The 10,506-nt window shown below is 70.5% G+C and carries 7 protein-coding genes and 1 pseudogene; 5 read left to right on the plus strand and 3 right to left on the minus strand.

The features are described from left to right. Positions 1-92 precede the first annotated feature (92 nt). Both CCN51_RS45185 and CCN51_RS45190 read left to right on the plus strand, forming a co-directional pair. A complete protein-coding gene (locus tag CCN51_RS45185; RefSeq protein WP_238545573.1) occupies positions 93-2,216 on the plus strand; it encodes an NHLP family bacteriocin export ABC transporter peptidase/permease/ATPase subunit in 2,124 nt (707 codons plus the stop codon). Position 2,217: 1 nt separating this feature from the next. After that, the gene (locus CCN51_RS45190; RefSeq protein WP_014173110.1) at positions 2,218-5,133 is read left to right on the plus strand and encodes an NHLP bacteriocin export ABC transporter permease/ATPase subunit; all 2,916 of its coding nucleotides are present in this window, start codon (positions 2,218-2,220) and stop codon (positions 5,131-5,133) included. 176 nt (positions 5,134-5,309) lie between these two features. Here CCN51_RS45190 and CCN51_RS45195 read toward each other — a convergent pair whose 3' ends face one another. The 3 genes from CCN51_RS45195 to CCN51_RS45205 all read right to left on the minus strand — a co-directional run bounded on the left by CCN51_RS45195 (position 5,310) and on the right by CCN51_RS45205 (position 7,990). Next, positions 5,310-6,683 carry a phosphatase PAP2 family protein gene (locus CCN51_RS45195; RefSeq protein WP_086013632.1) on the minus strand — a complete coding sequence of 458 codons (1,374 nt, stop codon included), beginning with the start codon at positions 6,681-6,683 and terminating at the stop codon, positions 5,310-5,312. Between the two features lie 64 nt (positions 6,684-6,747). Then, positions 6,748-7,512 carry an AfsR/SARP family transcriptional regulator gene (locus CCN51_RS45200; protein WP_238545256.1) on the minus strand — a complete coding sequence of 255 codons (765 nt, stop codon included), beginning with the start codon at positions 7,510-7,512 and terminating at the stop codon, positions 6,748-6,750. Positions 7,513-7,792: 280 nt separating this feature from the next. Beyond that, positions 7,793-7,990: a hypothetical protein gene (locus CCN51_RS45205; protein ID WP_014173107.1), complete on the minus strand. Its 198-nt coding sequence runs from the start codon at positions 7,988-7,990 to the stop codon at positions 7,793-7,795. A 196-nt stretch (positions 7,991-8,186) separates the two neighbouring features. Here CCN51_RS45205 and CCN51_RS45210 point away from each other — a divergent pair, with 196 nt between their 5' ends. From CCN51_RS45210 to CCN51_RS45220, 3 genes and pseudogenes are all read left to right on the plus strand, one after another. Further along, a complete protein-coding gene (locus tag CCN51_RS45210) occupies positions 8,187-8,765 on the plus strand; it encodes a Pvc16 family protein (RefSeq protein WP_014173106.1) in 579 nt (192 codons plus the stop codon). 8 nt (positions 8,766-8,773) lie between these two features. Next, positions 8,774-9,502 (plus strand): carboxypeptidase-like regulatory domain-containing protein, encoded by a 729-nt coding sequence (locus CCN51_RS45215; protein ID WP_014173105.1) that lies wholly within the window; start codon positions 8,774-8,776, stop codon positions 9,500-9,502. 10 nt (positions 9,503-9,512) lie between these two features. After that, positions 9,513-10,506: pseudogene (locus CCN51_RS45220) on the plus strand (phage tail protein); the annotation flags it as partial.

Genomic DNA, 10,506 nt, shown 5'->3' on the forward strand with positions numbered 1-10,506 from the left:
GCGGACGGCGGCGCGCCCCGCGCGGCGGATCCGGGAGGTCCGGGCCGAGGAAACCCGGGCGCCGGACGGTACGCACCCCCACGGTGCTCCAGATGGAGGCCCTGGAGTGCGGTGCGGCGTCGCTCGCCATGGTGCTCGGACACTACGGACGCCATGTGCCGCTGGAGGAGCTGCGGATCGCCTGCGGTGTGTCCCGGGACGGGTCGCGCGCCGGCAATCTGCTCAGGGCCGCCCGGAGTTACGGTCTGCGCGCCAAGGGCATGCAGATGGAGCCCGAGGCCCTTGCGGAGGAGGTCAGGGCCCCGGCGATCCTGTTCTGGAACTTCAACCACTACGTCGTCTACGACGGTATGGGACGGCGGTTCGGCAAGCGCGGCGTCCACATCGACGACCCCGACAAAGGGCGCCGTTTCGTCCCCGTCGAGGAGTTCAACACCAGCTTCACCGGAGTGGTCCTGGTCTTCGAACCCGAGGAGTCCTTCCGCCGGGGCGGGCGCCGCCCCGGTGTGCTGGGCGCCCTGCCCTCGCGTATGCGGGGCACCACCGGCACCCTGCTGGCCTCGCTGCTGGCCAGCCTGCTGCTGGTGGCGGTGGGGGCCGCGGTCCCGGCGCTCAGCCGCACCTTCATCGACAACTTCCTGATCGGCGGCCAGGACTCGCTGCTGGGGCCGCTGTTCGCGTCCATGGCCGTGGCGGTGGTGCTCACGGCCGTACTGACCGGTGTCCAGCAGGCGAATCTGCTGCGCGGACGCATCATCTCCTCCACCCTCAGCAGCGCGCGTTTTCTGCGGCATCTGCTGCGGCTGCCCGTCACCTTCTTCGCCCAGCGCAGCCCGGCGGACCTGGTCCAGCGGCTGCGTTCCAACGACACCGTCGCCGAGACGCTTGCCCGCGATCTGGCCGCCGCAGCCGTCGACGGGGTCGTGGTGGTCCTCTACGCCTTCCTGCTGTGGACGTACGACCCTCAACTCACCCTGGTCGGCGTCGGGTTGGCGCTGCTCAACGTGGTGGCGATGCGGGTGGTGATACGGCTGCGGGCCACCAGGACCCAGAAGCTGCGGGCCGACATCGCGCGGCTGACCACCACGTCGTACACCGGTCTCCAGCTCATCGAGACGGTGAAGGCCACCGGCGGGGAGACCGGCTACTTCCGCCGCTGGGCAGGTCAGCACGCCATCACCCTGGAGGAGCAGCAGCGCCTCGGTGTGCCGAGCGCCGTACTGGCCGTGGTCGCCCCCACCCTCGCCACGCTCAACAGCGCCCTCATCCTCTGGATCGGCGGGCTGCGGGCCGTCGAGGGCCATATCTCGATCGGTCTGCTGGTGGCCTTCCAGGCGCTGGTGGCCCGCTTCACCGCGCCCATCACCCGGCTCAACGGAGTGGCCGGCCGCATCCAGGACTTCTCCGCCGACGTGGCCCGGCTCAAGGACGTGGAGAACTTCCCGGCGGACTCCCTCTACACCCGCGACGAGCCGCGCGCGGACACCCGTCGGCTGACCGGGCAGGTGACGCTGGAGAACATCACCTTCGGCTACAGCCCGCTGGACCAACCGCTGCTGCGCGACTTCTCGCTGTCCGTCGGCCCCGGCCGGCAGGTGGCGCTGGTCGGCGCCTCCGGCAGTGGCAAGTCCACGGTCTCCCGGCTCGTCTCCGGTCTCTACACCCCCTGGGAGGGGGTCATCCGCATCGACGGACAGCGGCTGGAGGACATCCCCCGCGGGGCGCTGGCCGCCTCGGTCTCCTTCGTCGACCAGGACGTCTTCCTGTTCGAGGGAACGGTGCGGGACAACGTGGCGCTGTGGGATCCGTCCATCCCGGACGACGCGGTGGTGGACGCCCTGCGGGACGCCGCGCTCTACGACGATGTGATCGCACGGCGCCCGGAGGGCATCCACTGCCGGGTGGAGCAGGACGGCCGCAACTTCTCCGGAGGCCAGCGGCAGCGGCTGGAGATCGCCCGCGCCCTGGTCCGCCGCCCCAGCGTGCTGGTGCTTGACGAGGTCACCAGCGCCCTGGACGCGCGGACCGAGCAGATCGTCATGGACAGTCTGCGCCGCCGCGGCTGTGCGTGTGTGGTGATCGCCCACCGGCTGAGCACCGTGCGGGACAGCGACGAGATCCTGGTCCTGAACCGCGGCACGGTTGTCGAACGCGGACGTCACGAGGACCTTGCCGCCGCCGGAGGCCCGTACGCCGAGCTGATGAAGGAGCACTGACATGGCGTCCGTTCACCCGGCCGCGCCGGTGGCCGCGGACGGCGGCGACGCGGTGCTCCAGGCGCTCGGCGCCCTCGGCACGCCCGTCGACTGCGCCGGACTGCGCAGGCTCCCGCTGGAGGGCCCGCAGGTGCTCTGGCTGGTGGCCGCGGGGGCCCTGGACCTGTTCGCGGTCGACGCCGCCGAAGAGGGGCAGTGGCATTTCCTCGGCCGGCTGGAGACGGGCGCGGCGCTCCCGGGCCCGGTCGACGGTCCGCTGCACACCCTGCTGGGCCGCCCCTCGCAGGACTGCCTGGTGCGCCGCATCCCGCTGCGCGAGCTGTACCGGCCGGAGGCGTACGACACGTACGACGCGTCGTACGGCACGGGCCACGCCGACGATCCGTACGGCCCATACGGCACATACGGCACATACGGCATGTACGGGGGCGGTGGCGTGTTCCAGGACACCCCGCCGACGCCGCTGGAGCACGCCGTGGCGCTCGGGGTGAGCCGCAGCCTCGGCGTGCTCTTCCAGGCCCTGCTGGACGGCGGGGCCGCGCCCGACACGGACGCGGCGGACGAGGACCTGCTCTGGCTCCCGGTGCCGCCCGGCAGTGTGCGCTACGGCGCCGAGTACAGCGCCCAGGCCGCCGGTGATCTGCTGATCGACGGCGCGCTGTGGCAGCGGATGGTCAACCAGCAGTACCGGCTCGGCACCGCCGTGGACCGCTGGATCGACACCGTGGAGCGGGCCCACGCGGACCGCACGGCGGCCGGGATCCGAGCCGGTGAAGCCATGCGCTCCCGCGCCGACCAGGCGCTGATCGCCTCCATCGGAGGGCCGCGGCGCGATCGGCGGCCGTCGGAGGAGAACACCGACGACGCCGTGCACGCGGTGTGCCGCGAAGTGGCGGAGGCCGCCGGGATCACCCTGCCCGGACCGCCGAGGGGCCGCGCCGCCGACGGCCGTACGGACCCGGTGGAGCGCATCGCCGCACACGCCCGGATCCGCACCCGTGCCGTCCGGCTGGAGGGCCGCTGGTGGCGGGAGGACACCGGACCGCTGGTGGGCTACCGCGCCAAGTCAGGGGCCCCGGTGGCACTGCTGTGGCGGCGCGGCGGGTACGAAGCGCTCAACCCCGTCTCCGGCATGCGGATCCGCGTCGGCGCGAGCAACGCGGAGGAGTTCGAACCGCGGGCCCTGATGTTCTACCGGCCGCTGCCCGACCGGCCGATGACGATGTGGCGGCTGATGCGCTTCAGCGCCCGGGGCGCCGCCGGCGACGCCCGCAACCTCCTGATCAGCGGGCTGGTGACGGTGGCGCTCGGCGCGCTGGTGCCGCTGGCCACCGGACAGGTGCTCGGCGGATTCGTGCCCCGCGCCGAGAAGAGCCCCATCGTCCAGATCGCCCTGGCCCTGATCGTATCCAGCGTTGTCGCGGCCGCCTTCATGCTGCTGCAGAACCTCACCCTGCTGCGGCTGGAAGGGCGGCTGGAGAGCACCCTCCAGCCCGCCGTATGGGACCGGCTGCTGCGGCTGCCCACCACCTTCTTCGCCCGGCGCTCCACCGGGGAGCTGGCGAGCGCGGCGCTGGGCATCAGCGCCATGCGCCGGGTGCTGTCCGGGATCGCGCCGACGGTGTTCCAGGCCGGCACCGTGGGCGCGATGAACCTCGCCCTGCTGCTGTACTACAACGCCTCCCTGGCGCTCGCGGTGGTCGCCATGCTGCTGGTGGTCTCCGGGGTCTTCCTGGGCATGGGGCTGTGGCAGGTGCGCTGGCAGCGGCGGCTGGTGGAGAGCGAGAACAAGCTCAACAACCAGGCGTTCCAGGTCCTGCGCGGCCTCCCCAAGCTGCGCGTCGCCGCGGCCGAGAACTTCGCGTACGCGGCATGGGCCCGAGGCTTCGCCCACTCCCGCGATCTGCATCAGCGCACCGGGCGCATCAAGAACCTCACCCAGGTGCTGGACGCGGTCTACCTTCCGCTGGTCTCGCTCATCGTGTTCATGCTGCTGGCCGGTCCGGCGCGGGGGAGCATGTCGGCGGGCGCGTTCCTGACCTTCAACACCTCCGTGACCATGCTGCTCACCTCGCTCACCCAGCTCACCAACGCCCTGGTCTCGGTGGTCGCCGTGCTCCCCCTGTTCGAGCAGGTCAAGCCGATCCTGGACGAACCGCCGGAGGTCCGCGGCGGCAGCGCCCCACCGGGTGTGCTCTCCGGCGATCTCAGGGCCAGAAACCTCACCTTCCGCTACGGCGACGACGGACCGCTGGTGCTCGACGACGTCTCACTGGAGATCCGGCCGGGCGAATTCGTGGCCGTCGTCGGCCCGAGCGGCTGCGGAAAGTCCACCCTGCTCCGGCTGCTCATCGGCTTCGAACGGCCGGTGTCCGGCAGCGTCCTCTACGACGGCCAGGACCTCGCCGCCCTCGACCAGGCGGCGGTCCGCCGCCAGTGCGGAGTGGTCCTGCAGAACGCCCAACCCCTCGGCGGAACGGTGCTCGACTGCATCCGCGGCGCCGAGCCGTTCACCCCCGAGGAAGCCATGGCGGCCGCCGAGCTGGCGGGGCTGGCCGAGGACATCGGCCAGATGCCCATGGGGCTCCAGACCATGATCTCCGGCAGCGGCGCCATCTCCGGTGGCCAGCGGCAGCGGTTGATGATCGCCCAGGCTCTGATCCGCCGTCCGCGCGTCCTCTTCTTCGACGAGGCCACCAGCGCCCTGGACAACGAAACCCAGCGCATCGTCATCGACAGCACCCGCCGCCTCAACGCCAGCCGACTGGTGATCGCACACCGGCTGTCCACCGTCATGGACGCCGACCGCGTCCTGGTCATGGAGGGCGGCCGCATCGTGGAGCAGGGCGCCCCGGCCGAGCTGATGGCCGTCCCGGGCGGAAAGCTGCACGAACTGGTGCGGCGCCAGATGCGATAGCGGAGAGTGGCCCTTCGACACCCAGCACCTCGCGCCCGCCTTCGGCGCCGGCCCTCGGCCACCATCAGGGCGGGCGTAGCCGACCCGGCCCTGGAAGCCACCTGACCCCGGCCCGCGCTGCCCGTGGCCCGGCCCCTACGGCCGGGCCACACCGGGCGGGCCGGCGGCCACATGACTCAGACCAGTTCGGGTTGCGGTTCCGGTTGCCGCGCTGGTGCGGACGTCGGTTCCCACCGTTTGGTGGTCCGTACATAGCCGTAGATCACTGAGGCCATCGCCAGAATGAGAAGTGGTCCGAACACCCACGGATGCGTGGCCATCTCCATCGGCAGATAGCGGTACAACACCAGGAGCGCGGCGAAGACCGTTGTGCCGTAGGCGACCAGCTGAAGTCCTGACCGGTCCCAGCCACGGTCGAACGTGCGCAGAGCCGCCTCGATCGTGAGCGCGAACACCACACCCGCGACGAGATCCACGCCGTAGTGGTAGCCGAAGCCCAGCGTCGCGCCGAGCGTGGCAATGAGCCAGAACGCGCCGGCGAATCGCAGAAACCATGGGCCCTTGCGGGAATGAATGAAGATCGCGAGAGCCCACGCCGTGTGCAGGCTGGGCATGCAGTTGCGGGGGGTGATCCCGTCGTACGGCACCGGGTGCGGGGGTTTGATCGGTGGCAGCGTGTTCGGCCACAGGTTGGCCACCGCCCACTGCAGACCGCCGGTGCCGGAGGTGCCCGGGCCGTAGGCGAAGATCGGTCCGACCACCGGGAAGATCATGTAGATGGCCGGCCCGAGGAGGCCGATCACCAGAAAGGTGCGCAGCAGATGGTGTCTGGGGAAGCGGCGCTCGACCGCCACGTTGCGCAGCTGGTACAGCGCGACGACGATCGCGGCCACCGCGAGCTCACCGTAGACCCAGTCGAGAAGGTGGGTGCCGATCGGCTCGGTGGCCCTGAGAATCCGGCCTGCCAGCCACGACGGGTTGCCCAGCGCGTGATCGGCGGTTGCCACGTACTCGTCGAGCACGGTCGGGCGGGTCTTCGCCGTGATCAGGAGCCAGGTGTCGCCGGTCTTACGGCCGGCCACCAGCAGCAGGCCAAGACCGACGCCCTTCAGCAGCAGGGCACGTTCCCGGCCGGTGCGGCGCGTGACCGCGATGACTCCGCAGCCCAGCATCACCCACAACGCGCCGTTGCCGAAGAAATGGTCAGCGGGCACGTCGGCGCCGACCGCCCACCGCACCAGTACGAAGACGATGTCGATGCCGATCGCGGCGCCAAGCGCAATGAACCGTTGCCGCCAGGTGAGCACCACCATCATCAACGCCATACCGCCGTACAGCGGCCCCGGTTTGGGGGCGAATATCACCTCTCGCGCCTGATTGGTGATCGGCCCCGGTTGGCCGGTGTAGCGACGCGCGGCAATCTCCAGCGCGATGAGGAATCCGAGGGTCACCAAGCCCGCCGTGGCCCACAGTATCGCCCGTGGCTGGCGCCACGCGGCGAACTTAATTCTGCAGTTTATTCGCGACAACACCCGCAATACTATAGGCATCAATTTTTTGCCCGATTTGTTGGGTGTTGCTCGAATAGGTCACTTTCGTCGCCGAGGCGGCTCTCTATTGAGGGTGCGACGGCATGGGCGGGCCGGTGCCGGCGCGTCTGGATCTTGGGAGGCGGCGCGGCTCGGCCGGGGAGATGGCGACGCGCTCGGCTTCGTCCGTGGCGTCCCTCAGGGCATCGCTCGCCGGGTGGCGGACGACCCGACGCGCCGGGGTCCTGAGGGCGCCCGCCTCGGTGTGAGGCGAGACCAGGTTGCGCAGTGTCGGGGAGGGCTCCAGGCCCAGTTCGTCGTGCAGAACGCGGCAGCATTGTTCGTACTGCAGCAGAGCCGCGCCTCTGTTGCCCGCGGTGAGATGTGCGTTCATGAGGGCGCGATGAGCGCTTTCCCGCAGGGGCTCCGCGCGGACGGCGGCGAGCCCGGCGGCGACGGCTTCGCCGTGGCGGCCCGCCGCGGTGAGCCGTTCGGTCATCGCCTCCAGGGCGTACAGCCTGAGTTCGTGGTACTGCTCCTGCTCGATCAGCACCCACTCGTTCTCGGACCACTCGGGTAACAGATCGGCCGAGAGGTCCGCCCGGGTCTGTGCGGTCAGGATGTCGTCGCACGAGCGCGACATGTCGAGCAGGCAGTGTGCGTGCCGCGCCGCCGTGTGGAGGTCCACGTCGATGTGTTTGGAGATCGCCAATTCCTGTGTGGACGCGTCGATGACCTGATGTCCCGTGCGTGTCGCGCGCCACAAGGAGGACCGGAGGTTGGCGTTGGCGCGGGAGGCCGTGACGTCCGGCCACAGCGTGCCGGCCACATAGGTACGGGTCCGCGGCATGTCCTGCAGGGCCAGGAACGCGAGGAGGCGTTGGGCGCTGGAAGAAACGGGAACGCGCTTATGATCGACCAATAGCGCGAAGCCTTTCAGCAGTCTCAACGTGATGACGTGGCCTTCTGCGCTCATCGGCCCCCCGGGGCGATATTGGCTCCAGCGACCCATCCCCTGCCGACAAGCGGGATGCCCAGGAGCCATGTTACGAGCAAAACATGATCGTGTATCCGGCGTTTCGGTTAAACGACGTTATATGGCCGGGCATCACCGGAACGTCGCGGGATCGTCACCTGTCCGGTTCGAGCAACTGGTCGAGCCATGCCTGCACGGCGCTGAGTACGTCGTCGACCGCGCTCACCGCGGTGGGGGGCGCCTGGTGCGGGCCGCCCGAACGGACGATGCGGGCGCGGAAGCCGTCCGGCCTGCCGTCTTCCACCCACACCCGGAGGATCAGAACGCCGGTCCGGTCTGAGGGGATTTCCATAAATGGAAATATGCCTTGTCGGTGTCACCTCGGCGTTGTCGGCGCGTGTCCGGTTACGTCATCGCCGGTCTCGGCCGACCGCGAAACGGGTCGGTGACGTTCGTGTGATGCGCGGATCGCGATCCGGCCACGCCGGGACCGGCATGCTCCCGATGCACGCTTTCGAGCGCGGAGCCGGAGCCGGGGGAGGATACGAATGGGTGACTTCGGCGTCATCGCCGACGTCTCGACGGTCATCGTGGAGACCTTGACCCAGGCCCTGCGCGGGCTCAGCCAGGTGGAACCGCCGATCGCGGAACTCAACGATCTCTCCGAGACGGTACAGACACCCCCGCCGAAACTCACGGTGTTCCTCTATGAGATCGCCGAGGACCCGACGTCGCGCAATCGGCCGCCGGTGCGCTCCCAGCCACCCGACCCGCCGAACGTCCGCAAGCCGCCGATGGCCCTGCTGCTGCGGTACCTGATCACCCCCTGGGGCGGTGACCCGGCGACCCAGCACCGGATGCTCGGGCGGGCCCTGCAGACGTTCTACGACGACGCGATCCTGGACGGCGTACAGCTGTCCGGCAGCCTGGCGGCGAGCACCGACTCGCTGCACCTCAGCCTGACCCCGCTCACCTTGGACCAGAAGTCCTGGGTCTGGTACGCGATCCAGAAGCCGTACCGGCTGTCGCTGAACTACGAGGTGCGCGTGGTCAACCTGGACTCCGCCGTCGAGACGGCGGTCCGCCCCGTGAACAGCCGGGCCATCAGCGGGGCGGCGATGCCATGAGCCGCTTCATGCCGCTGGCAGGTTCGACGCTCTACAGCCCGGCCTGGTTCATACCGTTCGACGACTACGCGCGGCGGGTGCGCAGCGCGGGGGTGGCGGTCCAGCTGGACCGATTCGACGACGAGGGCGACGGCGACGGCGCCTGGCTGCCGCTGGACGACGTGCCGGTGCGCACCCCCAGCGCCGCCCTCGCCTATCCGGGTCTTGGCAGATGCGGTGAGCCGTGGGCGGCCCGGCCGCGGCGGCACCGCGCGCGCTTCGCGGCCGCCGGCTACCAGCCGCTGTACCCGGCCGATGAGCAGCCGTACTCGGCCGATCTGGTGGGTGTCGAGTTCCTGGTGTACCCGTATGACGACGCCCACCCGCCCGCGGTGGTGACCGAGCCGCGCCTGGTCCGGCTGCTGCCCAGCGTCTCCTTCCCCTATCCGCCGGGGCTGCGCACGGTGCACGGCGCCGTGGTCGACGCGACCACCCGAACACCGATCGCCAATGCGCTGGTCGAGGCCCGGGGTCGGACCAGCCGGGATCTGACGCCATGGCATGAGCGCACCCTGTCCGACGCCGCGGGCGCCTTCCGGCTGGCCCTGCGGTGGGAGGGCGAGAAGGCCGACGAGCACGCCGTCGAGGAGACGTTCCGACTGGAGGCCACCGAACGGCCGGGCCGGTCCGGATCGCTGGTCGTGCGGCTGCCCCAGGACATCGAGCGCCGGCACGTCATAGAGATCCGCGAGCAGTGAGGAGCCGTCCATGGCGGAGTATCTGAGCCCCGGGGTCTACATCGAGGAGATCGATGCGGGCCCACGGCCGATCGCGGGGGTGAGCACCAGTACGGCCGGTATGGCCGGGGTCACCGTGCGCGGTCCGTACACCGGCAAGCCCAAGCTGGTCACCAACTTCCTGGAGTTCCAGAACACGTTCGGCGGGTTCCTCCCCGAGCCGGACGCCCTGATCCGGGACACCTGGGCGAACGACCCGAAGGAAGGCGGCCGCTGGTGGCTGTTTCCGCTGGCGGTCAAGGGCTTCTTCGACAACGGCGGTCAGCGGCTGTACGTCAAGCGGGTCGCGAGCAGGCAGGCGACGCCGGCCTCGGGGGTGCTGGGCCACGGCCTGGTGAGCCCGGTCGCCCGTGACGCCGCCAAGGGCGCGACCCGCCTGGAACTCGGCCATCTGATCGGGTTCTCCGGTGTCGGACAGCAGATCCAGCTCTTCCGCGGCGACGACCAGCAGGTGATCCACACCGCCGGTGTCGCCGCCTACGACGCGACCGCCCACCGCGTCGAACTGGACGCCGCGCTGACCGCCGAGGTCAGAACGGGCCGCGGTGACTATGTGCAGATCGGGGCGCGCAGCGCGGAGGAGACGCTGGAGTTCAGCGCAGTGAGCCCCGGCTCATGGGGCGGCGCGGTCCAGGTGCGGATCCAGCCGATGGCCTCGGCCGCGCTCCCGGTGCTGCCGGATCCGCAGGAGGGCGCGCTCTTCGTCACGCAGCTCGCCGCGGACGCCGCCGCGGACAGCGCGACGGTCGAGGTCGCCGCGGTCGCCGGGCTCGACCCCGACGATCTGCCGCCCGAGGTCTGGGCGCAGATCGGCTCCGGCCGGTTCAAGGTCGAGGTGGGTCAGCCGGCGGACGGGAAGGTCACGCTGACCCTGCCGTCCGGCACGGCACATGAGGCGTGGCGCAGGGGGCTGGTGGTGCGCCGGGTGCGCCGGGGCAACACCTCGGCGCACCACCAGCCCCCTG

It is taken from the genome of Streptomyces milbemycinicus (assembly GCF_002154605.1).
GTDB classification, from domain to species: domain Bacteria; phylum Actinomycetota; class Actinomycetes; order Streptomycetales; family Streptomycetaceae; genus Streptomyces; species Streptomyces milbemycinicus.